Origin of the sequence: Bordetella sputigena (assembly GCF_965137885.1) — a bacterium.
GTDB lineage: Bacteria > Pseudomonadota > Gammaproteobacteria > Burkholderiales > Burkholderiaceae_B > Bordetella_C > Bordetella_C sputigena.
Genome location: NZ_CBCSCA010000007.1, coordinates 214349 through 236164 on the forward strand (window position 1 = coordinate 214349; position 21816 = coordinate 236164).

A 21816-nucleotide genomic window follows, 5' to 3' on the forward strand; every position below is an offset into this window, starting at 1 on the left:
GATACGCCACGACTAGCAAAGGAGCTGCTTCATGGATGGCGACAAGACGGTCGAATCGACCGGTTTCATGGGTTGGGTGGATCGGCGCTTTCCGGCTACGGCGACATGGAAAGCCCATGTCTCCGAGTACTACGCGCCCAAGAATTTCAACTTCTGGTATTTCTTCGGATCGCTGGCCCTGCTGGTGCTGGTGCTGCAGATCCTGACCGGCATTTTCCTGGTGATGCACTACAAGCCCGACGCCGAACGCGCGTTCCAGTCGGTCGAGTACATCATGCGCGAAGTGCCCGGCGGCTGGCTGATCCGCTACATGCACTCGACGGGCGCCTCGATGTTCTTCGTCGTGGTCTACCTGCACATGCTGCGCGGACTGCTCTATGGGTCCTACCGCAAGCCGCGCGAACTGGTGTGGATCTTCGGCGTGGCCATCTTCCTCTGTCTGATGGGCGAGGCCTTCTTCGGCTATCTGCTGCCGTGGGGACAGATGTCTTACTGGGGCGCGCAGGTGATCGTGAACCTGTTCTCGGCCATTCCCTTCATCGGGCCCGACCTGGCGATCTGGATCCGCGGCGACTACGTCGTATCCGACGCCACGCTGAACCGCTTCTTCGCCTTCCACGTGATCGCCATCCCGCTGGTCTTGATCGGCCTGGTGGCGGCGCATCTGGTGGCCCTGCACGAAGTGGGCTCCAACAACCCGGACGGCGTGGAAATCAAGAAAGGCCCGAAGGACCGCTACGGACGTCCCCTGGACGGCGTGCCCTTCCACCCGTATTACACGGTGCATGACGTCGTCGGCGTGGCCGGCTTCCTGATCGTCTTCGCGGCCATCGTGTTCTTCGGCCCGGAGATGGGCGGGTTCTTCCTGGAGTACAACAACTTCATCCCGGCGGATTCGCTGAAGACGCCGCCGCATATCGCGCCGGTCTGGTACTTCACGCCGTTCTACTCGATGCTGCGGGCCACTACGGACGACTTTACCTGGGTGCTGTCCGGCGCCGCGGTGCTGGGCGCCCTGGCGCTGTTCCTGAAAAGCCGCGGCCAGGGCATCGCGCGCATCGTGCTGCCGGTCATCCTGGTGGTCGTGGCCGTGCTGCTGCGCGTGCTGGACGCCAAGTTCTGGGGCGTGGTGACCATGGGCGGCACGGTGGTGATCCTGTTCTTCCTGCCGTGGCTGGACCAGTCTCCCGTCAAGTCCATCCGTTACCGGCCGGGCTGGCACAAGGTGATCTACGGCATCTTCATGGTCGACTTCCTGATCCTGGGCTACGTCGGTACGCAGGCGCCCACCCCGGCGCTGAACCTGACCTCGCAGATCGGCACGCTGTACTACCTGGCATTCTTCTTCCTGATGCCTGTGTGGAGCCGGCTGGGCAGTTTCAAGCCCGTGCCCGAACGTGTCGTCTTTCACGCCCACTGAGCCCCGCACACATAACGGAATGACCATGATCAAGAAGCTGATGGGTGCCGTGGCGTTGATGCTCACGTGCGCCGCCGCCTTGGCCTCGGAAGGCGGATACCCCCTGGAAACCGCGCCTAATCGCGTCAACGACGTGGCCTCGCTGCAGAATGGCGCCAAGCTGTTCGTCAACTACTGCCTGAACTGCCACGCCGCCGGGTCGATGCGCTACAACAAGCTCACCGAAATCGGCCTGACCGACGAGCAGATCAAGAAGAATCTGCTGTTTACCGGCCAGAAGGTGGGCGACCTGATGACCATCGCCATGTCCCCCAAGGACGCCAAAAAGTGGTTCGGCGTGACGCCTCCGGACCTGTCCGTGATCGCCCGCGCCAAGTCCCAGACTGCAGGCGCCCCCGGAATCGACTACATTTACACCTACCTGCGTTCGTTCTACCGCGACACCAGCCGGCCCACGGGCTGGAACAACCTGGTATTTCCCAATGTGGGCATGCCTCATGTCCTCTGGGAACGCCAGGGTCCGCGCGAGCTGACCACCGTCGCCATGCACCGTGCCGAAGGCAAGGGCGAGGAAGGCTGGGAACGCGTTACCACCGTGTACGACCCCCAGGGTTACGCGACGGTCAAGAAGGATGAGGTCGCAAGCTATCACGGCGATGAAAGCTTTACGGCCACCTTCAAGGCTGCGAACGCCGCGCAATCCGCGCAGTTCGACAACGACGTCGCCGACCTGACCGCCTTCCTGGGCTGGATGTCGGAACCCGTGGCCCAGTTCCGCAAGGAACTCGGCGTCTGGGTCCTGCTCTTCCTGGGCCTGTTCCTGGTCGTGGCGCTGCGGCTGAACGCTTCCTACTGGAAACACGTGAGGTAATCGGCACAACCCCACAGGGGCCGGGGCCATGCATGCCCCGGCATGACGCCCCCCCTGGCAATTGGGGCCAGCGCCTGCTAGATTGGCGGCGCTGGCCTTTCGCTTTTCATACAAGGACTTACCGCCATGATGGTGCTTTATTCCGGAACCACGTGCCCGTTTTCGCAGCGCTGCCGTTTTGTATTGTTCGAAAAGGGCATGGACTTTGAAATCCGGGACATCGACCTGTACAACAAGCCGGAAGACATTTCGGTCATGAATCCGTATGGCCAGGTGCCTATCCTGGTCGAACGCGACCTGGTGCTGTACGAGTCGAACATCATCAACGAATATATCGACGAACGCTTCCCGCATCCGCAGCTGATGCCGGCGGATCCCGTCATGCGCGCGCGCACGCGCCTGTTCCTGTACAACTTCGAAAAGGAACTGTTCGTGCACGTGTCGGTGCTGGAAGACCGCAACGCCAAGCCCGACGAAAAGCGCCTGGACCGCGCGCGCCAGAACATCCGCGACCGCCTGGCCCAGCTCGCTCCCATGCTGCTGAAGAACAAATACATGCTGGGCGACGAATTCTCCATGCTGGACGTCGCCGTGGCGCCGCTGTTGTGGCGCCTGGACCATTACGGCATCGAGCTGCCGAAGAATGCCGCGCCGCTGCAGAAATACGCGGAACGCATCTTCTCGCGGCCGGCCTATATCGAAGCGCTCACGCCTTCCGAGAAGGTGATGCGTCGCTAGGATGGCATCAATGGGTGAATCATCGACCAAACCGTATCTGATCCGCGCGCTGCACGAGTGGTGCACGGATAACGGCTACACCCCGTACGTCGTGGTGCAGGTCAACGACCGCACCATGGTGCCCCCCGCCCACGTGCGGGACGGGCAGATCACGCTGAACATCGGCAACCTGGCGACCAACAAGCTGCTGCTAGGCAATGAGTACATCGAATTCCAGGCCCGGTTCAACGGCGTGATCGAAATGGTGTCCGTTCCGGTCGGCGCCGTCAGCGCCATCTATGCGCGCGAAACGGGCGCCGGCATGGGCTTCGAAGTGCAGGACGACGACGATACGGCCACGCCCCGCCATGACCGCGACGGCAGCCCGGAGGCTGTCGACGGCGGCCCGGCGGCAGGCCAGCAGGGCGACAAGCCCGGTGGCGGCAAGGACGACGACACCCCGCCGCCCCGGCCCCATCTGACCATCGTGAAATAAGCGCCGCTCGGTCGGATCGGCGCCGCGAGCGCTTCTGACGCGGCGACACGCCGCGTATACAATGCACGTCTTCGCGTCATGCCCGCCCTCGCGGCGCCTGCATGATGCCGTGCCGGCTTAGCTCAGTTGGTAGAGCAGCGCACTTGTAATGCGAAGGTCGGGGGTTCGATTCCTCTAGCCGGCACCAGGCCTCTTGTCGAGCGACACCATCGTCGTTTGCAGCGTCGAATTCAAAGGTCCCGCGGTCGCCGAGGGGTTGCAGCGTTATCCACCTGCGGTGGCATGGGCATGGACCGCCGGGTCCGGGGATGCCGTGCCCATCCTGGCGTCGACGATCCGCATCAGTTCATCCAGGAAGTCCTGATACGCCCCCCCGCAGGCGTGCCCGGACAGCACCGTGTGCAGCCGCACCAGCGCGCGATGAGGCAGGCCGTCGACGGCGGACTCCAGCCACTCCTTGCGTGGCACGGAGCCGGCCTCGGCTTCCCTGGCGAACACGGTTTCGAGGATGCCGCCGATGGCGTCGCAGACCGCGTCGTTCTCAACGTCTATGGCGGCGATACAGCGCAATGCGTCGCCATACAAGGCGATGGCGACCACGATGCGCGATTCCAGCGCCAGCAGAATGGCATCGGCGCGGCGGTATTCGACCATTCCCACCGCGCCGTGCAGCAATTCCTCGCGATGCAGGGACAGCATGCGGTCGCGGACCTGCTGGCGGGTGGCGGCGGTGCGGTCCGCGGCGTCGCGCAGCACACGGGCGCTTTCGTCGCTGATGTCGGGATGCACGCCCAGGCGTCCGTCCAGGCGCCGTACCTGTCTTTGCAGTTCCCGGAAATGCCTGCCCAGCGCCTCGTCGGACAGCATGGCGTTCAGGAACACATAGGTTGCGCCGACAACTTTTTCGCGCGTGTACGTCATGCGCAGCGCCTTGCGATGTTCCCCCGGCGCGGTCCAGTAGCGGATCCGGTACTTCACCGTCGACAACAGGCGTCGCGGCCATGAGGCGGCCGATGGATTGCCGCTGGCATCCTGGCGGACCACGGCGGTGTACATCGCGGCATGGGCGGCGCGGGCATGCGGAATAACGGTGGACGGCAGCGGCGCAGTGCCCGTCAGCGGAACGAAGCGCAGCGATACGGGCTCTTTGTAGGGCTCCCTGTAGGCATCTTTGTAGGCATCCTTGCGCAGCATCCGGGACGGGGTCCCCGCCGCGTCGTTGGATCCCGTGGAGGAGCCATCCTCTTGCCGCGACACCAGCGATGTATCGCCGGCGACCGCATGGCGAACCGCGCTTCTGGCGACCCGCTGCCCGCGCAAGCGCCAGCCGAACGCAAACAAGTTCCAGCTGTCGCGACGCGCCAGCGTCGCGCGGGCACGGGGATGCGGCGCGCCGCCGCAGTTGTCCGGCGCCGGCGCGCTGTGGGCCGTGAAAGTGTGCCCGCTTTCGGTAACACCGACATTGCGGTCCGCGGCCGACACCGGAGGTGCAACGTATGTAGAGGAAGGTCCGTCGGCTTGGCCGGGAAGCATATACGCGTCTCCTGATCTTGATGGACGCGGCGTCACGGTGCTACAGCGGGAATCCGTGTGGCGCCACGGGGAATCGGACGATTCAGGGCGCGGCGGCAGCCTGGCCACGCGCGCAAGTTCCTTCGGTCTCGACGCCGTGGGAGCGGTTCCTGGGGCAGGGGATTAACGGACGAACTAACAGACGCTAACAGATGCCGCGCGTGGGACTGTGCCACGCGCAACGGTGCGGCTTGCCGCGCTATCGCGCGGACGCTTGCAGCGCGGCCATGGGCGCGCACGCGCGGGCCTTGCCGCATACGGGCTCGACACCATGCACGTGTTCGTGGCGGAAACGGAAACGCAGCTTCAGCGTCCGGCCGTTTTCCGCGCGACGCGTCACCACGTCGGTCGTGTAGGTCGTATCGCCATTGAGCGGCGCGTTGTAGATGACGCGTGCCTTGACGACGGGACCGTCGGCGGGACGCAGGTGAACGACGTCACCGACATGGATGGGAGTGCCGTCCAGCGCGTGATCGGCGCGAGGCAGAAGAGTAGGTTGAGTAGAAATCGTCATTGTCATTATTTTCCAAATCTGAAAAGCATGCCTCCAAGGACGGAGCGCCGGGCTTAAGGCCCTGGATCGGCATGAAGCTGCACGCAGCGTCGAGCCGGTCATGGGTGCGATATCGCGATATCGACATCGTGGCCCAATGTGATGACCGAATCATTGCTGCGTTTGGTTCAAGTGACGTCAGCCTTATGGCGGAGGTCACCAAAGTGGCGGCCGAGAGCAAGAAGCGGGCCCGACAGCGACGCGGACGCCGCGACGGGACTGCGCGATAACCACCGGGAGCGATCGGGGTAATACGTTAGGAACTAGGTGCCGGCTGGGCTACGGTGCGTTATGCCCCGCTCATGCTCAGCGCTTATGCCCGGCTTCGTGCTTACTTGGCTGGTTTTGCCGCGTTGTCCCGCGTTGGCGTTGATGCCTGGGCTCTACTATTTCTGTTTACCCAGTGTGCACCTTTGCCTGTGCACTTTTATTCATGCGCCTTTGGCTGTACATCCTGGCTGGCGCCGGCGTACTGGCGGCTATGCCGCGACAACTTTTGGATTATGCGACATCTTCAGGCAAAAATCAAGATCTTCGGTAAATCGAGTGACCGGGCGCGCACGGCGTGGGCGGGCACGGGGCGCGGCTACAATGACAGGCCCGCAGGCGGCGCCGAAAGCGTCGCGGCGCTAGCCAAGGACATCACGGTGGACATGCATCCCGCTTACGAAGCCGCCTATACCCCGCCCCGGTTCTGGCGCAAACTGGCACGCCATGCCAAGGGCGCCGGCCGTCAGGCCGTGCAAAAAGCCCTGTGGCTGTTCTACGCCCTGCAGGCGCCGGACACGCCCAAGTGGGCCAAGCGGGTCATCTACGGCGCGCTCGGCTACTTCGTCCTGCCGCTGGATGCCATCCCGGACCTGGCGCCGCTGGCCGGCTATACGGACGACCTGGCGGTCATGGCGGCGGCGTTGGCGACGGTGGCGGTCTACATCACCGATGACGTCAAACGGCAGGCCGACGACCGGCTGCAGCAATGGTTCGGCCGCGCCGATGCGGCGAGCGGTGCCCCGCAGGAGTGATATGGCGGCGCCCGACCCGCGCCCTGGGTATCGAAATCAGCCGGCCGAAAGCGCGGCCGGCCGTAACGGGCCGCTGCGGCCAGCGGCCACCTTTGGCGATCTATGGCTGGCCGAAACCGTCCGCCTGCGCGAGGAGCACTGGGGTCCGCTGGAAGACCAGGATCCCGTGCGCCAGGCGCGCCGCGCCGACGGCGCCGTCGAACGGCGCGTCCTGCTGCGCGCACGCCTGATCGCCCGTCGCGAGCAGCTGGACGAACGCATCGCCCAATGGCGGCGCGGCGCGGGCATCGCCGCCATCGTGCTGCTGGCGCTCGCCTTGCTGACCGGCGCGGCCACCGCCTGGGGCGCGCTGGGCGACGGCACGCGCGTCGTCAATATCATCTGGGCGGCGGCGGCCTTGCTGGGGCTGCATGCCCTGACCTTTCTGCTGTGGGTGTGCACCTTCGCCGTGCATGATGCCGCGCCTGGCGGCGGCCTGGGACGCGCCTGGCTGTGGCTGACCCGCAAGCTGGCGCGCGGGCCGGACGCCGCCTTGCCGCCGCAGGCCTTGATGGCGCTGATGGCGCGCGCCGGAGCGACCCGCTGGCTGTTCGGCGCGGTCAGCCACCTGCTATGGCTGGCCGCACTGACGGCGGCCTTGGCCACGGCGCTGGCCGTGCTGTCGACCGCCCGCTATCGCTTCGCATGGGCCACCACGCTATTGGCGCCGGACACCTTTGTCCACCTGACCCAGGCAATGGGCTGGCTGCCGGCGCGCCTGGGTTTCGCGCTGCCCGCCGCGGACATCGTGCGCCTGAGCGACGGCACCCACATACTGCCCGCGACGACGCAGGCCCAATGGGCATGGTGGCTGGTGGGGCTGCTGGCCGTCTACGGCATCCTGCCCCGGTTGATCGCCTGGCTGGTCAGCGTGGTGCGCCTGCGCGCCGCGCTGCGTGACCTGCGCATCGATATGACGCTGCCGGGCTATGCCGCTTTGCGCGGGCGGCTGCAGCCGCCCGCCGATACCCTGGACCGGGAAGGCGCATCGCCGATCGTCCCGGCGCCGCGCATCGCCGCCGCGCCTTTGCCGTCGACCGGCGGACTGAACGTGCTCGCGGGCCTGGAATTGCCGGACGACATGCCCTGGCCGCCGTCCGATCTCCCGGCGGAGGTGCGCGCGGCGGGCAATCTGGACAGCCGCGAACAGCGGCACGCGCTGCTGGACGCCATGACGCAGGCGCCCGCGCGACGCCTGCTGCTGGCCTGCGACGCGGGGCAGACGCCCGATCGCGGCACGCTGGCCCTGATCGCGGAGCTGGCGGGCAAGGCCGACGAGACGCGGATCTGGCTGATGACGGACACACCTACGGCGAATGGGGCGAACGCCACGAACGGCCCAGGCGCCCCGCACGGGGCGGACATCGCAAACGCCGGAAACGCCACAAACGCGGCGAATGCGGCGAAGACTGCGAACGCCCGGAACGCCGCCGCCGCGCCGGCCGACCGCAGCGCAACGTGGCGCGCGCGCCTGCTGGAAGCCGGCATGCCCGCCCATGCCATCATGCGCGACGCCGACCGGCCCCTGCACTGGCTCGGAGGCGCGCATGGCTGACCTGCTGCAGATCGCCGTCGTCGGCCACACCAACACCGGCAAGACCTCGCTGCTGCGGACCTTGACGCGCGACCCGGGATTCGGCGACGTCGCCGACAGTCCCGGTACCACGCGGCAGGTGCAGGGCGCTCGCCTGCGATTGGAAGGACGTCCGGTGCTGGCGTGGTTCGATACGCCGGGCATGGAAGACAGCATCGCGCTGCTCGAATACATCGAGCACCTTTGCGGCGATCGGCGGCTGGACGGCCCGGACCGCATACGGCTGTTCCTGGATTCGCCGGAAGCGCATCGGCGTTTCGAACAGGAAGCGCGCGTGCTGGAAAAAATGCTGGAGTGCGACGCGGCCCTGTACGTCATCGATGCGCGCGATCCGGTGCTCGGCAAGCATCGCGATGAACTGGCGCTGCTGGCCGCCTGCGGCAGGCCGCTGCTGCCGGTGCTCAACTTCGTGCATGCGCCATCGCATCGCGCGATGCAGTGGCGCGACGCGATGGCCCGATTGGGTTTGCACGCGCTGCTGGAATTCGACACCGTGGCGCCGCCGCTGGATGGCGAGAAGCAGCTTTACGATCGCCTGGCCGTGCTGCTCGATCGCCATGCGGATGTGCTGCGCGGCCTATCCGACGCGCTGGCGCGCGAGCGTCGCGAGCGCCATGACGTGGCCTTGCGCCTGATCGCCGAACTGCTGATCGACGTCGCATCGCTGCGACTGGCCTGCGCGACCGACGATGAGGCAGTGCGCGCGGCCACGCAAACCCTGCGCGACACGGCGCGACGGCGGGAACAGGCATGCGTCGATGCCTTGCTGGCCTTGTACAACTTTCGCGCCGACGACTATGCGCGCGAGCCCTTGCCGCTGGAAGGCCAGCGCTGGGGCATGGATTTGTTCCATCCACGCGCGCTGCAGGATGCCGGGGTGCAGGTCGGCATCGGCATGGCGACCGGCGCGATGGCGGGCGCCGCGGTCGACCTGATGCTGGCCGGCCTCAGCCTCGGCACCGCGGCTCTGATAGGCGCCACGGCGGGCGGCATGTGGCAAGGCATCGAGCGCTTCGGCAAGCGGCTGGGCGGCAAATTGCGCGGCGAACGCGAACTCAGCGTGGACGATGCGGTGCTGCGTTTGCTGGCCGTGCGCGAGCGCGCGCTATTGCGCGCATTGGAGCGCCGCGGCCATGCGGCGCGCGATCCCGTGCGGCTGGCCGGCACGGAGCAGGACCCATGGCGCGATGCCGGGCTGCCCGACGAAATCAAGGAAGCGCGCAGCCGCCCCGAATGGTGCGGCATCGCAAAGGATTTCCAGGACAGCGCGCGGCGCGCGGCTGTCCTGGGGACGCTCGCGCGACGCCTGGCGTGACGCCTCAGCGCGGCAGGCCCGCGCCAGGCGCTTGCTGCTGGCCTTGCGCATCGGGCTCCTCGTCGCCCGGCTCGTCGGCATCGGGATCGCCTTCATCCGGCTCATCCGCATCCGGCTGCGCCATCAGCCCCATCACGCCCTGCAGCACCATGCCCGCGAACTGGTCCAGGGGCATCTTGTTGCCGTTCAGGTCCACCATGCGATCGGCGTAATGCAGGGTCGAGACGATATCGGTGCCTTGCACCGTGGCATAGCCGGACGAGGCCGCCGCCTTGCCCATGATGGCCGTCAGGGCCAGCGCCTGGGCGTTGGCCGCCGCCGCGTCCATGCCGTCGCGCTGCATGTTCTGGGCCAGCAGATCCGCCACCAGCGGCTGCGCGATGGAAAGCCGTGCGTCCAGCTTGCGCAAGGTCTGGGCGATCCGTTCGTCCATAGGCAGGTCGGCTTTCTCGGGCTTGGCCAGATCCACATTCAGCGTGAAGCGGGCCTCGCCTTGCGCGCCCTTCAACAGGATGGGATCGATATAGATATTGGGATTGGCCGCCAGCAGCGCATCGCGCGCCGACAGCGCCAGCGCCTGCTCTTCCGGCGTCAGCTCGGGCCGCGGCGGCACGACGGTGGCGTCGTCCTTGGCCTGCGTCTCGTCCATGGCCCGCGACCACAGCCGGCCATACAGATTGGCCAGGGACTTGATGGCATCCGGCGCCAGGTTTTTCGCGCCCAGGGAGACCTGGGCCATACCGATGTCCCTGCCACCCACATTGATCATGGCAACGTCATAGGCCGCGTGCACGCCCAGCAGACCCTTGTCTTCCGCGATTTCGGTACGCTGCTTGTATCCCGTCAACACGACAGGGGCGGAATCGGCCACCGCCAAGGCAATGCGCTTGACGCCCAGGGCCGTGTTGCCGACTTGCAGATCGGCGGGGCCGGGACGCATATCGGAATTCAACGTCACGCCGGTGACCTCGACCTGGCCGGGCGCCTCGCCCTTCAAGGCCTTGAAGGTGATGCTATCGATGGCGCCGTCGGCGCGCACATGCTTGCCGGCGTCCTGGCTGTAATCCATGGTCAGGCCGGAGAAGTCCAGCGCCGCGTCATCGCGCGCCAGCTTGACGGGTTCCACCCGCAAGGTGCCGGATACCGCCTGGTTGTATGAGACGACCGTGTCGCCGGACACCGGTGCGACGCCCTTGGTCAGCTCGTACCAGGCATGCACCGTATCGTTGTCCTGCAGATGGAACTCACCGGCCGCCATGACCGGCGCCAGTTGCAGGCGCTTGAGGCGTTGCAGGGGGAAGGGGCCATGCCCGACATGGGAGGCGATATCGATCTGGTCCTCGCGAGCCGGCGTCTGGCCCGTCGCATCGCTGTGCACCCGCACGCGCACCACCATGTCGGTGGAAAAGACGTGGCGATCGAGGCTTTCCAGCGCCAGCGCGACCTTGCCTCCGGGGAACAGGGTCTGCAGCTTGGTATTGCCTTCCGCGACCTGCTGGCGGGCGATATCTTCCAGGCGCTTGCCGGTATACCAGGCCCCCGCGGTCCAGGCGACTCCGACCACGACCACAACGCCCGCGACCACGCCGATTGCTTTTTTCATGATGCTGGTTCTTCCGCTGGACAAAGGCGGGATTATAGGTAGCGGCCCCGGGCTTTCCCCATGACGCCGCCGAAGCGGGCGCGGAAAAAGGGTTACAGGACTATACCGGCCCTATTTTGCAAGTACGGTACAATCCGTCTTGTGTGCAGTGCCAATCCGCACACCGCGCCATGCGGCATTCGCCGACGTGCTGCGCCCCTGGGACCGTCCCACGGGCCGCTTCCTTTTCCTCCTTACCGTCCGCCTGGATTGGAGTCACTCAACTTGAGCGACAGGCTGCCGCTGGAGTTGTACTTGACTGTCAAATCTTCTTTCGCCGACCTCGGGTTGGCCGATTCCCTGTTGCGCGCGATCGCCGAAACCGGCTACACCGCGCCCACCCCTATCCAGGCCCAGGCCATTCCGCTGGTGCTGCAAGGCGGCGACCTGCTGGCCGCCGCCCAGACCGGTACCGGCAAGACCGCCGGCTTCACCTTGCCCATCCTGCATCGTTTGATGCAGACCAAACCGGCGCTGCGCAAGCCCGGCCGCCCGCGCTGCCTGATCCTGACGCCCACCCGCGAACTGACGGCGCAGGTCGAGGAATCGGTGCAGACCTACGGCAAGCACACGCCGCTGACGTCCATGGTGATGTTCGGCGGGGTCAACATCAATCCGCAGATCACCGCGCTGAAGAAGCCCCTCGACATCCTGGTGGCCACGCCGGGACGCCTGCTCGACCATGCGGGCCAGAAAACCGTCGACCTGTCGGGCGTGGAAATCCTGGTGCTGGACGAAGCCGACCGCATGCTCGACATGGGCTTCATCCGCGACATCCGCAAGGTGCTGGCGCTGCTGCCGAAGCAGCGTCAGAACCTGCTGTTTTCCGCCACCTTCTCCGATGAGATCCGCACGCTGGCGCGCGGCGTGTTGAACGACCCGGGCGAGGTCTCGGTAACGCCGCGCAATACCGCCACCGAACTGGTCGCCCAGACCATGCACCTGGTCGAGCAGCACCATAAGCGTGACCTGATCAGCCACATCATCCGCGAAAGCGGCTGGCACCAGGTGCTGGTATTCACGCGCACCAAGCACGGCGCCAACCGCCTGGCCGAAAAGCTGGTCAAGGACGGGCTGAGCGCCGCGGCCATCCATGGCAACAAGAGCCAGGCGGCGCGTACGCGCGCGCTGGCGGGCTTCAAGTCGGGCAGCGTCGCCGTACTGGTGGCCACCGACATCGCCGCGCGCGGCCTGGATATCGATCAATTGCCCCAGGTCGTCAATTTCGAACTGCCCAATGTGCCGGAAGACTACGTGCACCGTATCGGCCGGACTGGCCGCGCGGGCGCCACGGGCGCCGCGATCTCGCTGGTGGACCCCAGCGAGATCAAGTTGCTCAAGGCCATCGAGAAGCTGATCCGCAAGCCCATCGAACGCGTGGAAGTGCAAGGCTGGACGCCTTCTCCCACGGCGGTGCGCGAACCCGAGGACGATGACGACGAGCGCGACTCGCGCGGCCCGCGTGGCGGCGGCCGTGGCCGGGCCGGCTCGCGTCCTGGTAATGGCGGCGGCGGACGCGGGGCGGATGCCAACGGCGGCGCGCGCCGCGCGGCAACCCCGGGTTCGGCGCAGGGCGTCGGCCGTGACGGCGGCAGGGCCGCGGGCGGCCAGCGCGCGGCCGGCAACGGCGATCGCCGCGCGAGCCACGCGAATGGCAACGGTGCCGGCGGCGCGGCCCGCGGTAATGGCAACGGCGGCAACGGCGAACACCGCTCCACCGGCGGCGCGCGTGGAGCCAATGGCCATGGCGCGCATGGCGATCGCCCTGCCACGGGCAACGGCCAGCGCCGCGCGCACGACGGTCGTCCCGGCGGTTCGGCGGGCGGACAGCCCGCGCGCACGGCGGCGCCGCGTCCCGCGATAGGCCAGGGCGGCGCACGCCGCTCGGCCCTGCTGTCGAAATAAGGCCCAGCGCGAGCCGCGGCGCCTTGTGCGCCGCGACTCACTCTACCCGGCGCGGCCCAGGACCGCGCGACCGCGCAAAGGAACCCCCATGCTTTTATCCACCTGGCTGACCTTCCTGCTGGCGGCGTTGGCGATATCCTTTTCGCCCGGCGCCGGCGCGCTTTCGGCCATGACGTCCGGGCTGCGCCATGGTTTCGCGCGCGGCTACTGGAACACCGCCGGCCTGATACTGGGCATCATGTTCCAGTTGGCGGTGGTAGGCATCGGCCTGGGTACGCTGCTGGCCACCTCGGAAACCGCTTTCGCCGTGGTCAAGTACCTGGGAGTCGCCTACCTGATCTACCTGGGATGGCGTCAGTTCCGCGCGCAGGCGGCGCCGGTCACGCTGGATGGCGCCGCGCCCATCCAGGAATCGCTGCGCGCCCTGATCCTGCGCGGTTTCCTGATCAATGCGAGCAATCCCAAGGGCACGGTGTTCCTGCTGGCCGTCGTGCCGCAGTTCATCGACGCCGCCCGGCCCCTGGGCGCGCAATACGCCGCGATCGCCGCCACGATGGCGTTGACCGACACCGTGGCCATGGGCTTTTACACGCTGCTGGCGGCCAAGGTACTGCGGCTGCTGCGCAGCCCCGTGCACATCAAGTGGATGAACCGCGCTTTCGGCAGCCTGTTCATGGCGGCCGGGGTGCTGCTCGCCTGCTTCCGGCGCGCGCAATAGCGCGGGAGCGTGATCGGCACGATGGGCACGCTCGGACACTCGCCCCAGCCGGAACACCGCGCCAGGCGCGCCTGTAAAATCAATCGTCTATGAATATCCAAAAAGAAGTCGCGCGGCGACGCACCTTCGCCATCATCTCGCACCCCGACGCGGGCAAGACCACGCTGACGGAAAAACTGCTGCTGTTCGCGGGCGCGATCCAGATCGCCGGCAGCGTCAAGGCGCGCAAGGCCAGCCGGCACGCGTCTTCCGACTGGATGGAGATCGAAAAGCAGCGCGGCATCTCGGTGGCCTCGTCCGTCATGCAGATGGAGTATCGCGACAGTGTCATCAACCTGCTGGACACCCCCGGCCACCAGGACTTTTCCGAAGACACCTATCGCGTGCTGACGGCCGTCGATGCCGCCTTGATGGTGATCGATGCCGCCAACGGCGTGGAACCGCAGACCAAACGGCTGCTGCAGGTCTGCCGCGCGCGCAACACGCCCATCATCACCTTCATCAACAAGATGGACCGCGAAGTCCGCGAGCCTCTGGACCTGCTGGCCGAGATCGAGGCGCATCTGGGCATGGACGCGGTGCCGTTTTCCTGGCCGGTGGGCATGGGCAAAACCTTCGGCGGCGTCTTCGACATCCGCCAGGACCGCATGCGCATCTTCCGCGCCGGACAGGAACGGCGCGGCGACGATGACGAGTTCATCCAGGGCCTGGACAATCCGGCGATCGCCGACCGCTTCGGCAGCGCCTTCGAAAAGGCGCACGAGGAAATCGGCCTGATCACCGAGGCGGCACCGGCCTTCGACGCGCCGGCTTTCCTGGACGGCAAGCAGACGCCCGTGTTCTTCGGCTCGGCCATCAACAACTTCGGCGTGCAGGAAGTGCTGGACGCGCTGGTGGAGCTGGCTCCGCGGCCAGGTCCACGGCCCGCCCTGCAGCGCGTGGTGCAGCCCGACGAGCCACGCTTCACCGGCGTCGTGTTCAAGGTGCAGGCCAATATGGATCCGGCGCACCGCGACCGCGTCGCCTTCGTGCGCGTCAGCTCCGGCCGTTTCGAACGCGGCATGCGGCTGAAGGTCTGCCGTACCAACAAGGAAATGCGGCCCAACAACGTCGTGTCGTTTCTATCCCAACGGCGCGAATTGCTGGACGAGGCCTATGCCGGCGATGTGATCGGCATTCCCAACCACGGCGTGCTGCAATTGGGCGACGTGCTGACCGAAGGCGAAATCCTGCAGTTCACGGGCTTGCCTTTCTTCGCGCCGGAATTGTTCCAGGCTGTTGAAGTCAAGGACCCCCTGCGTACCAAGCAGCTGCGGACGGGGCTGGCCCAGCTGGGGGAAGAAGGCGCCATCCAGGTATTCCGCCCCGTCGCGGCGGGCGGCGCCATGCTGCTGGGCGCGGTCGGCCAGCTGCAATTCGAAGTGGTGCAGCATCGGCTGAAAACCGAGTACGGCGTCGATGCCAGGCTAATGCCATCGCGTTACACCATGGCACGATGGATTACGTCGGAAGACCCCCGCGCCCTGCGAAAGTTCATGGATGCCAATGCAGCCCATATCGCCTATGATGTGGTGGACGCGGCCGCGTTTCTGATCGGCTCGCCCGCGCAGCTGCGTGTCGCGGAAGAACTGTATCCGGATGTGAAGTTCCACGCGATGCGGGAGCACGGCGGGCGGGTGTTTGGCGACAAGGCCCAGGCTTAAGAGGTTGAGAATGTCTTGGCGAGTATTGTTCGCAACACTGCTGGTGGCGTTGGCCGCTTCCGCGTGGGGCGGCATCCAGTTCGGTGATTGGCTGGTGGCGCATGCGCCCACCGCCACGCGCGCGCCCAACGAAACGGATACCAATCAGGAACCCATCCTGGACGCGGACGGCCGGCCCTACACGGCGCAGCCGCCGCAGCCCCGTATCGACGGCACCCTGGGCGTGCCCGATCGGCCGACCGGCACCAATTGGACGGTCGCGACGGTTTCGCTGTTCGACACCGTGAAAGACCCGTCGGTCATGATTTCCCGCGACAGTATTTCCATGGACCAGGCGCGCCAGATCGCGGCCGCCACCCAGTCGGCGCTACCGGCCGGGGGCAGCGACGTCACGACGCTGGACCTGGCGACCCAGCAGGCGCAGACCGCGCAATCCGCGCAGCAATATGCGCAGATCCAGGCATCGCGCAACGTCAGCCAGCAACCTATCGTGCAGTCGGTCGATATGCCGCCCCCGCAACAGCAGGCCTCGGCCGGCGCCGGCCAGAAGGGTTGGCAGGATGCCTTGCGGCGTGAACTGGCGCAGTGCGCGGACGCGGGTTTCTTCGAGCGTCCCACCTGCGCGTGGAATGCGCGCAATAAGTATTGCGCGCCCAATCAGGCATGGGGAAGCATCCCCGAATGCCCGCATCGCCCGTAAACGGCTTACTCCGACACTTCCATCTGGCTTTGCAGATAGTTCTGCAAGCCCACCTGATCCACCAGGCCGATCTGCGTTTCCAGGTAGTCGATGTGTTCTTCGGTATCGTCCAGGATGTCCTGGAATAGATCGCGGGACACGTAGTCGCGCACGGATTCGCAATGCGCGATGGCGTCCTTCAGGGTCACCTGCGCGGCTTGTTCCAGCTTCAGGTCACAGGACAGCAATTCCGGCACGTCTTCGCCGATCAGCAACTTGTGCAGGTCCTGCAGGTTCGGCAGACCATCCAACATGAAGATACGTTCGATGAGCCGATCGGCGTGCTTCATTTCGCCGATGGACTCTTCGTATTCATGTTTGCCCAGTTTGTTCAGCCCCCAGTGGCGCAGCATGCGCGCATGAAGGAAGTACTGGTTGATAGCCGTCAACTCGTTGGTCAATTGCTTGTTCAAAAATTGGATGACGGTTTTGTCGCCTTGCATGATGGACTCCTTGCTGAATCCCGGCAGACTACCATCCAGCGGCGCGCCAGCATACCCCTGGCGTGCACATGGTGAATCGCTTTGCGAGCGCTATCTGAAAGCGTAAACAGCAACGCAATGAGAATGAGTCGGCGTACAAGGCCCGCAGCAGGCATGCCGTCGACGCCGCATCGACCGGTCTTCAAGCCTCCGTTTATCGGCCCTCACGCCCGCGCCGGGCGGCGCGGACGAGCCGCCTTCAACAGGCCCGCGTCGGCGGCGCGCGACGCCATCACACGGGCCGCGCGGGCCGCGTGGCCATCCAGATTCCAAGCGCAATGGGGACGATGCCGACCAGGTCCATGACGGCGACCGGCTCGGCCAGCACCGCCCAGCCGAACAACAGGCCCAGCGGCGGCATCAGGAAATGCAGCGCGCTGGCCGCCGTGGCGCTGGAGCGCGCCAGGATCAGGAACCAAAGGCCGAATCCACCTATGGAAATGGCGACGACCATGTAGGCCATGCTCCAGAACAAGGACGCGGTGTAGCTGATAGGCAGATGCGCTTCGTAGATCCAGGCAAAGGGCAGCAGGGCCAGGCCACCGGCCAGGGATTGCACGCCGGTGGCCAGCCAGATATTGCTGCTGGGCGTGTGGCGCTTGTAGAGCAGCGTACCGGCCACCAGCGCACCGAGCGCGGCCACCACCAGCAGCGTGCCATGAATGTCCTCCTGGCCGCCGGTCAGGCGCGACCGCAGCACCAGGGCCACGCCCACCAGGCCCAGGCACAAGCCAGCCACCTTGCGCCAGCCCACGCGTTCACCGAGCAGCGGGCCGGCCAGCGCGCCGATCAACAGGGGGTTGGTGCTGACGATGACGGCGGCGAAGGCGGACGATACGGTCATCATGCCGGTCCAGCTCAAGCCCAGGTACACCGCGTTATTCAGCACGCCCAGCAGGCATAGCATGCCCCCCTGCCGCCATCCGAGGCGCCGCAAGCCGCCGGTCACGCCCGCCAGGCCTACCATCAGCACGGCGGCGATAAGGAAGCGCACCGTCAGCAGCGTAAGCGGCGGACAGTCGCGCAGCGCGATCTTGGCGGCGGCAAAGGCGGAGCTCCACAACAGGCAGAACAGGGCAATAGGCCCCCACGCGACAGGGGGAGCCGAGGTGGCCGGAGCGGTGGACACCGCATGTAGTGTTTTCATCATGAACCCAGGGCGAATCAGTCACCCGACTTCGGAACGGTTGACCCGATTGTGTTTCGCCCTTCATCCATTGACAAATTCTTTATTCCCATCAAAAGTATTCGAAAAATCGATGGGAGAATGTCCGTGCCGGATATCGATCTACTGCGCAGCTTCGTTTCGGTGGTGGACGCGGGGGGCTTCACGCGCGCCAGCGAACGGGTGCACCGGACGCAGTCCACGGTCAGCCAGCAGATCCGCAAACTGGAGGAAAGACTGGGCTGCGCCCTGTTCCGCCGCGAAGGGCGCAAGGCCTTGCTGACCGAGGACGGCGAGCGTCTGCTCAGCTATGCGCGTCGCATCCTGGCGCTGGCCAACGAGCTGACGGACACGGTCGGCAAAGGGGCGCGGGCGGAGGCGGTGCGCCTGGGCCTGCCCGATGACCTGGCGGTGCCGGCGCTGACGGAGATCGTCAGCGCCTTTGCCCGGTCGCGCCCCGACGTGCGCCTGTCCGTCTGCTGCGACCTGAGCTTCCGGCTGCGGTTCGCCCTGGCGCAAGGAGACCTGGACGTTGTGCTGCTGAAACGGGAGCCGGATGGCGAATCCTGCATCGCGGCCTGGCCGGAACAGCTGCATTGGGTAGGCCACCGCGATGCCATACCGGCCGGCGACCTGGCGGTGCCGCTGGTGATGCGGCCGGCCGGCTGCCTGTATCGGGAACGGGCCATCCACGCGCTGGAGCGCGCCGGACGCCGCTGGCGCATTGTCTACGAAAGCCCCAACCTGCCCGGTATCCAGGCAGCGCTGCACGGCGGATTGGGCGTGTCGATACTGGACGAACAGGGTCTGAAGGGATTGGGCGCGGGCTGCCCGCTGCTGGACGATGCCTTCCCGGCTATCGAAGCAACGGAATTGGCATTGGTGGCGCATCCCGGCGCGCCGGACAGCGCGCACGACATGGCCGCCATCCTGCGCCGGTTCTGCGAGCGGCAGCGCGGGCCGGCGGCGGCACCGCGTGGCGCTCAGGCGGCGGCTACGATAGGGATGGGGAAGCCATTGGCGGCCGAACCGCTTTGATCGGCGATGGGCACCGCGGCCGCATGGGTCATCGTGCGCGCTTCGCAGACGCTGGAGCAGCGGCCGCCGGGCAGATATTCCACGGCAGTGGCGGCGCACGTACCGCAGCACGTGGCGACACCCAGCTCGAACTGCAGATCGTCGAGCGTGGCGGCGCCTTCGTCCACGGCGGCGCGGACCTGGCGTTCGGTAATGGCGTTGCAGACACAAACGTACATGAGAATAATTATCGAAAATTATTCGCATTACGGCAACTAGAAAAAGCAGGGACGCCGTTGAACGGCCGTCCAGCTACCGCAGCGATGCCTGGGCCTTGCGCACAGAGGCCGGCGCGATGCGCATGGCCTCACGGTATTTGGCCACCGTGCGGCGGGCGATGACGATCCCCTGTTCGGCCAATTTCAGCATGAGCTGGTTATCCGACAGCGGTTTGGCGCGGTTTTCCTCCGCCACCAGGCGCTTGATGTGGGCCTGCACCGCCGTGGCGGAAGCGGCGTCTCCGCTATCGGTGGCGACGCCCGCCCCGAAGAAGTCCTTGAGCTCCATCGTGCCGAACGGAGTAAGCATGTACTTCTGCGTGGTGGCGCGTGAAATCGTCGATTCATGCAGCCCCAGCTCGCCGGCGATGTCTTTCAGGATCAGCGGCCGCATGGCCGACGGCCCCTGGCTGAAGAAAGCCGACTGATGGTCGACGATGGCCTGCGCCACGCGCAGGATGGTGTCGAAACGCTGCTCCACGTTGCGGATCATCCAGCGCGCCTGCTGCAGCTGCGCGTGCAGGGCGGCGTGGCTGGCTTCGCGCTGGTTGCCCAGCATCTGCGCATAGACGCCGTTGATGCGCAGGCGCGGCATGGCGGCGCTGTTCAACACCACGCGCCAGCCCTTGCGCGTCTTGCGGACGATCACGTCCGGAATGGCATAGTCGGCGACCGGTACCGTCCAGCGGCGGCCGGGCCGGGGGTCCAGCTTCAGGATCAGGGCGCGGGCGGCCCGCACCGTGGCGTCATCGCATGGCAGGACTTCGCGCAGCCGCGCCGGATTGCTGGCCGCCAGCAGTTGCAGGTGTTCCGCACAGATGGTGCGGGCACAGGCCAGCACCGCCGGGTCGGCCGCCTCCGGCAAGGCGGCCAGGTCCGGTTCGCGTAGCTGCAGGGCCAGGCATTCCGCCATATCGCGGGCGCCGATGCCCGGCGGATCGAAGGATTGCAACAGGCGCAGCGCGGCCCGCAGCTCGTCGACGTCCGCCTCGATTTCGGCTGGCAGCCAGCTGAGGATTTCCTCCAGGGGCGATCCCAGATAGCCGTTGTCGTCCAGTTCGTCGATCAGCAGGGCGACCAGGACCGCGTCACGGTGGCTGGCGCGTGTCAGCGCCAGCTGCGCCAGCAGGTGTTCGCGCAGCGTTTCCCCGCGCGCGGCCTCGGGCATATCGCCGTCGTCGTCCGAATGCACGCCCTTGGCGCCGGGCATTTCGTCCACCCCGGTCTCGCGCTCCGGCGGCGCGTCGTCGTCATGCGCGGACTCTTCGCGGTTGGGGTCGATATCCTCGGCCGCCGGCTCCTCGTCGCGCTCCAGCAGCGGGTTTTCGTCCAGCGCCTGGGAGATCTCCGCCTCCAGGGCGAGCGTCGACAACTGCAGCATCCGGATGGACTGCTGCAGCTGTGGGGTCAGGGCAAGGTGCTGCCCCGGCCGGAGTTCTAAGGCGTGACGAGTCATAGGTACAATATTTTGCATGATGAATACGACTTCGCCCGAACGCGTACGCCAGGACGGCCGTCTGATCCGCCAGACGCTGCTGAAACTGTCCTCTCCACGGCTGGTGCTGCGGGCGGTGGTCATCGCCGTGGCGGTAGTGATCTGGCTGCTGGTGGCGCAGCGCATCCTGGCCTTCGGCGCCACCCTGGACTACCAGTTCCTGCACCCTCTGGGCGCCTCGACGATCGAGCTGTTGAACCGCATCAATCCTTATTTGTGGTGGGCGGTGGCCCTGGTCTGGACCCTGATCGTGTTCTTCGCGGTGCGCGGCTGGCTGCGCGCCAACATGGAGGCCGCGCGCCTGCGGACGGTGCCGGCGGATACCTTCGCCGAGCTCGCTGGCGAACTGAGCGATGAAGTCATCGGCGTCATGCGCTGGAGCTGGGGCAGCCGCGACGAGCCATTTACTGTTGGAGATTTGCAACGCACGCTCTGGGAACTGCGCCACGGCCGGATCGCCAAGATCGCCATGGTGCGTGAACAGGAAGCGCTGCTGGGCATGCCCGCCGTGATCCCCGGTCGCGTGGACCGCGGCGACGCCGTGGCCCGGCCCGACCGCGGCGGCCGCGCCGGCCTGGGTCGTCCGGATCGCGCCGCACCGCTGGGCGGGGAACTGCTGGGCGAACACCGCCGGGGCGTACGTGCCGGCGTCGCCGCCGACGGCCCCGTCGAGCCGCGCATCGGTCCCATCAAATAACGGATTCAACGGCAAGGCGTTTGCGTCATCCACCGAAATGTGGTTGACTTACGGCTTGCCCATCATCATATCCCATGGCCGCTAACCGCATCTCTCTCGCGATGACCACCGGACGCTCCCGCGCGCCGATGGGCGGTTTGCGCTCCGCGCCGGGGATCGGCGGCCGCGCGCTGGCGCTATCGCTACTGCTACCGATCGGTTGCCGGGCCTAGCGTCCCGTGGCAGTTCGGCAGCCGTTGCGCCACAACGTCTTTCCCTTTGATCAAGAATCCCGCTGGCCAGGCCAGACTGCCTGATCAGGCCCATCGCCGCGACGCGGACGATGCCGCCAGGCAGACGCAGCAGCGATAGCGCCGTACAGGCGCCGCGCACCGGG

General features: G+C 66.4%; 20 protein-coding genes and 1 tRNA gene. 14 read left to right on the forward strand and 7 right to left on the reverse strand.

The genetic code is table 11. The features are described from left to right. Positions 1 to 31: 31 nt before the first annotated feature. The 5 genes from ACNA0R_RS15690 to ACNA0R_RS15710 all read left to right on the forward strand — a co-directional run bounded on the left by ACNA0R_RS15690 (position 32) and on the right by ACNA0R_RS15710 (position 3691). Positions 32 to 1420 (forward strand): cytochrome b, encoded by a 1389-nt coding sequence (locus ACNA0R_RS15690; protein ID WP_415826951.1) that lies wholly within the window; start codon positions 32 to 34, stop codon positions 1418 to 1420. A gap of 19 nt (positions 1421 to 1439) precedes the next feature. Further along, on the forward strand, positions 1440 to 2291 hold the full coding sequence (locus ACNA0R_RS15695) for a cytochrome c1 (RefSeq protein ID WP_415826952.1): 852 nt from the start codon (positions 1440 to 1442) through the stop codon (positions 2289 to 2291). A gap of 126 nt (positions 2292 to 2417) precedes the next feature. After that, the gene (locus tag ACNA0R_RS15700) at positions 2418 to 3029 is read left to right on the forward strand and encodes a glutathione S-transferase N-terminal domain-containing protein (RefSeq protein ID WP_066342981.1); all 612 of its coding nucleotides are present in this window, start codon (positions 2418 to 2420) and stop codon (positions 3027 to 3029) included. Positions 3030 to 3039: 10 nt separating this feature from the next. Continuing rightward, a complete protein-coding gene (locus ACNA0R_RS15705) occupies positions 3040 to 3504 on the forward strand; it encodes a ClpXP protease specificity-enhancing factor (protein WP_415826953.1) in 465 nt (154 codons plus the stop codon). Positions 3505 to 3615: 111 nt separating this feature from the next. Continuing rightward, a tRNA-Thr gene (locus tag ACNA0R_RS15710) sits at positions 3616 to 3691 on the forward strand. A gap of 77 nt (positions 3692 to 3768) precedes the next feature. Here the strand turns inward: ACNA0R_RS15710 and ACNA0R_RS15715 are convergent. After that, on the reverse strand, positions 3769 to 5037 hold the full coding sequence (locus ACNA0R_RS15715) for a hypothetical protein (RefSeq protein ID WP_415826954.1): 1269 nt from the start codon (positions 5035 to 5037) through the stop codon (positions 3769 to 3771). A 238-nt stretch (positions 5038 to 5275) separates the two neighbouring features. Continuing rightward, a complete protein-coding gene (locus ACNA0R_RS15720; RefSeq protein ID WP_415826955.1) occupies positions 5276 to 5590 on the reverse strand; it encodes a hypothetical protein in 315 nt (104 codons plus the stop codon). 692 nt (positions 5591 to 6282) lie between these two features. On the opposite strand from ACNA0R_RS15720, the gene ACNA0R_RS15725 reads away from it, so the two are divergent. The 3 genes from ACNA0R_RS15725 to ACNA0R_RS15735 are packed head-to-tail and all read left to right on the forward strand — an operon-like array spanning position 6283 to position 9599. Beyond that, on the forward strand, positions 6283 to 6651 hold the full coding sequence (locus ACNA0R_RS15725) for a YkvA family protein (RefSeq protein WP_415827058.1): 369 nt from the start codon (positions 6283 to 6285) through the stop codon (positions 6649 to 6651). A gap of 1 nt (position 6652) precedes the next feature. Continuing rightward, positions 6653 to 8245 carry a DUF2868 domain-containing protein gene (locus tag ACNA0R_RS15730; protein ID WP_415826956.1) on the forward strand — a complete coding sequence of 531 codons (1593 nt, stop codon included), beginning with the start codon at positions 6653 to 6655 and terminating at the stop codon, positions 8243 to 8245. Continuing rightward, entirely contained in the window at positions 8238 to 9599 is a 1362-nt protein-coding gene (locus ACNA0R_RS15735; RefSeq protein WP_415826957.1) for a GTPase/DUF3482 domain-containing protein, read from the forward strand. Before ACNA0R_RS15730 ends, ACNA0R_RS15735 begins: the two co-directional genes overlap by 8 nt. A gap of 4 nt (positions 9600 to 9603) precedes the next feature. On the opposite strand, the gene ACNA0R_RS15740 is transcribed toward ACNA0R_RS15735, so the two are convergent. Continuing rightward, positions 9604 to 11202 carry a YdgA family protein gene (locus ACNA0R_RS15740; RefSeq protein ID WP_415826958.1) on the reverse strand — a complete coding sequence of 533 codons (1599 nt, stop codon included), beginning with the start codon at positions 11200 to 11202 and terminating at the stop codon, positions 9604 to 9606. A gap of 294 nt (positions 11203 to 11496) precedes the next feature. Between ACNA0R_RS15740 and ACNA0R_RS15745 the strand changes: the two genes are divergently transcribed. The 4 genes from ACNA0R_RS15745 to ACNA0R_RS15760 all read left to right on the forward strand — a co-directional run bounded on the left by ACNA0R_RS15745 (position 11497) and on the right by ACNA0R_RS15760 (position 16267). Then, the gene (locus ACNA0R_RS15745; protein WP_415826959.1) at positions 11497 to 13146 is read left to right on the forward strand and encodes a DEAD/DEAH box helicase; all 1650 of its coding nucleotides are present in this window, start codon (positions 11497 to 11499) and stop codon (positions 13144 to 13146) included. Positions 13147 to 13234: 88 nt separating this feature from the next. Continuing rightward, on the forward strand, positions 13235 to 13864 hold the full coding sequence (locus ACNA0R_RS15750; RefSeq protein WP_415826961.1) for a LysE family transporter: 630 nt from the start codon (positions 13235 to 13237) through the stop codon (positions 13862 to 13864). A gap of 89 nt (positions 13865 to 13953) precedes the next feature. After that, entirely contained in the window at positions 13954 to 15567 is a 1614-nt protein-coding gene (locus tag ACNA0R_RS15755; RefSeq protein ID WP_415826962.1) for a peptide chain release factor 3, read from the forward strand. Between the two features lie 10 nt (positions 15568 to 15577). Further along, positions 15578 to 16267, forward strand: coding sequence for a hypothetical protein (locus tag ACNA0R_RS15760; protein ID WP_415826963.1), 690 nt, complete (start codon positions 15578 to 15580; stop codon positions 16265 to 16267). A gap of 5 nt (positions 16268 to 16272) precedes the next feature. On the opposite strand, the gene bfr is transcribed toward ACNA0R_RS15760, so the two are convergent. Together bfr and ACNA0R_RS15770 are read right to left on the reverse strand one after the other, a co-directional pair. Then, positions 16273 to 16749, reverse strand: a complete 477-nt coding sequence (gene bfr / locus ACNA0R_RS15765; RefSeq protein ID WP_415826964.1) for a bacterioferritin — start codon at positions 16747 to 16749, stop codon at positions 16273 to 16275. Positions 16750 to 17020: 271 nt separating this feature from the next. Then, the gene (locus ACNA0R_RS15770) at positions 17021 to 17935 is read right to left on the reverse strand and encodes a DMT family transporter (RefSeq protein WP_415827059.1); all 915 of its coding nucleotides are present in this window, start codon (positions 17933 to 17935) and stop codon (positions 17021 to 17023) included. Positions 17936 to 18055: 120 nt separating this feature from the next. On the opposite strand from ACNA0R_RS15770, the gene ACNA0R_RS15775 reads away from it, so the two are divergent. Continuing rightward, entirely contained in the window at positions 18056 to 18991 is a 936-nt protein-coding gene (locus ACNA0R_RS15775; protein WP_415826965.1) for a LysR family transcriptional regulator, read from the forward strand. Here the strand turns inward: ACNA0R_RS15775 and ACNA0R_RS15780 are convergent. Together ACNA0R_RS15780 and rpoN are read right to left on the reverse strand one after the other, a co-directional pair. Beyond that, on the reverse strand, positions 18937 to 19209 hold the full coding sequence (locus tag ACNA0R_RS15780; protein WP_415826966.1) for a (2Fe-2S)-binding protein: 273 nt from the start codon (positions 19207 to 19209) through the stop codon (positions 18937 to 18939). The two genes, ACNA0R_RS15775 and ACNA0R_RS15780, sit on opposite strands and share 55 nt — an antisense overlap. A 73-nt stretch (positions 19210 to 19282) precedes the next feature. Further along, a complete protein-coding gene (gene rpoN, locus ACNA0R_RS15785) occupies positions 19283 to 20704 on the reverse strand; it encodes an RNA polymerase factor sigma-54 (protein ID WP_462935916.1) in 1422 nt (473 codons plus the stop codon). Positions 20705 to 20720: 16 nt separating this feature from the next. On the opposite strand from rpoN, the gene ACNA0R_RS15790 reads away from it, so the two are divergent. Then, positions 20721 to 21440, forward strand: a complete 720-nt coding sequence (locus tag ACNA0R_RS15790; RefSeq protein ID WP_415826968.1) for a hypothetical protein — start codon at positions 20721 to 20723, stop codon at positions 21438 to 21440. Positions 21441 to 21816 lie beyond the last annotated feature (376 nt).

Excerpts from the sequence above, each read along its gene's own strand:
- ACNA0R_RS15735 (WP_415826957.1), top strand. The coding sequence starts at position 8,238 with ATGGCTGACCTGCTGCAGATCGCCGTCGTCGGCCACACCAACACCGGC.
- ACNA0R_RS15705 (WP_415826953.1), top strand. The coding sequence starts at position 3,040 with ATGGGTGAATCATCGACCAAACCGTATCTGATCCGCGCGCTGCACGAG.
- ACNA0R_RS15755 (WP_415826962.1), top strand. The coding sequence starts at position 13,954 with ATGAATATCCAAAAAGAAGTCGCGCGGCGACGCACCTTCGCCATCATC.
- ACNA0R_RS15750 (WP_415826961.1), top strand. The coding sequence starts at position 13,235 with ATGCTTTTATCCACCTGGCTGACCTTCCTGCTGGCGGCGTTGGCGATA.
- ACNA0R_RS15780 (WP_415826966.1), bottom strand. The coding sequence starts at position 19,209 with ATGTACGTTTGTGTCTGCAACGCCATTACCGAACGCCAGGTCCGCGCC.
- ACNA0R_RS15730 (WP_415826956.1), top strand. The coding sequence starts at position 6,653 with ATGGCGGCGCCCGACCCGCGCCCTGGGTATCGAAATCAGCCGGCCGAA.
- ACNA0R_RS15725 (WP_415827058.1), top strand. The coding sequence starts at position 6,283 with ATGCATCCCGCTTACGAAGCCGCCTATACCCCGCCCCGGTTCTGGCGC.
- ACNA0R_RS15790 (WP_415826968.1), top strand. The coding sequence starts at position 20,721 with ATGATGAATACGACTTCGCCCGAACGCGTACGCCAGGACGGCCGTCTG.
- ACNA0R_RS15770 (WP_415827059.1), bottom strand. The coding sequence starts at position 17,935 with ATGAAAACACTACATGCGGTGTCCACCGCTCCGGCCACCTCGGCTCCC.
- ACNA0R_RS15760 (WP_415826963.1), top strand. The coding sequence starts at position 15,578 with ATGTCTTGGCGAGTATTGTTCGCAACACTGCTGGTGGCGTTGGCCGCT.
- ACNA0R_RS15740 (WP_415826958.1), bottom strand. The coding sequence starts at position 11,202 with ATGAAAAAAGCAATCGGCGTGGTCGCGGGCGTTGTGGTCGTGGTCGGA.
- ACNA0R_RS15720 (WP_415826955.1), bottom strand. The coding sequence starts at position 5,590 with ATGACGATTTCTACTCAACCTACTCTTCTGCCTCGCGCCGATCACGCG.
- ACNA0R_RS15775 (WP_415826965.1), top strand. The coding sequence starts at position 18,056 with ATGTCCGTGCCGGATATCGATCTACTGCGCAGCTTCGTTTCGGTGGTG.
- bfr (WP_415826964.1), bottom strand. The coding sequence starts at position 16,749 with ATGCAAGGCGACAAAACCGTCATCCAATTTTTGAACAAGCAATTGACC.
- ACNA0R_RS15715 (WP_415826954.1), bottom strand. The coding sequence starts at position 5,037 with ATGCTTCCCGGCCAAGCCGACGGACCTTCCTCTACATACGTTGCACCT.
- ACNA0R_RS15695 (WP_415826952.1), top strand. The coding sequence starts at position 1,440 with ATGACCATGATCAAGAAGCTGATGGGTGCCGTGGCGTTGATGCTCACG.
- ACNA0R_RS15700 (WP_066342981.1), top strand. The coding sequence starts at position 2,418 with ATGATGGTGCTTTATTCCGGAACCACGTGCCCGTTTTCGCAGCGCTGC.
- rpoN (WP_462935916.1), bottom strand. The coding sequence starts at position 20,704 with ATGACTCGTCACGCCTTAGAACTCCGGCCGGGGCAGCACCTTGCCCTG.
- ACNA0R_RS15690 (WP_415826951.1), top strand. The coding sequence starts at position 32 with ATGGATGGCGACAAGACGGTCGAATCGACCGGTTTCATGGGTTGGGTG.